The organism is uncultured Shimia sp., from assembly GCF_947498095.1.
In the GTDB taxonomy this organism is placed as follows: Bacteria; Pseudomonadota; Alphaproteobacteria; order Rhodobacterales; family Rhodobacteraceae; genus Shimia.
Map to the genome: position 1 here is coordinate 1 of NZ_CANMJE010000048.1, position 348 is coordinate 348.

At 59.2% G+C, this 348-nt stretch carries 1 pseudogene; it reads right to left on the reverse strand.

The features are described from left to right. A pseudogene (locus Q0932_RS20505) lies at window positions 1-348 on the reverse strand (IS3 family transposase); the annotation flags it as partial.

The following is a 348-nucleotide window of genomic DNA, read 5'->3' on the forward strand; positions in this document are numbered from 1 at the left end:
GCTGCTTGTGCGGAACCTTCAGCCCCTCTCGCTTCCAGAGCCGTTCGATGCGGCCATCACTGACTGACCAACCGGCCTCCCTCAGCAAGACCGCAACCCGGCGATAGCCGTATCGACCATATTGCCTGGCCAACTCGATCATGTCGGCCACCAAGTGCTCTTCATCTTGTCGGCCCCGTGGAATACGTCTCTGCGTGGATCGGTGTTGTCCCAGCACCCGGCAAGCTCGACGTTCCGAGATTTTGAACTGACTGCGAACAAGAGCGATGCAAGCACGGCGACGAGCGGGGCTCAGAAGTTTCCCCGTGCGGCTTCCTTCAAGATGAGTTTGTCGAGCGTCAGGTCAGA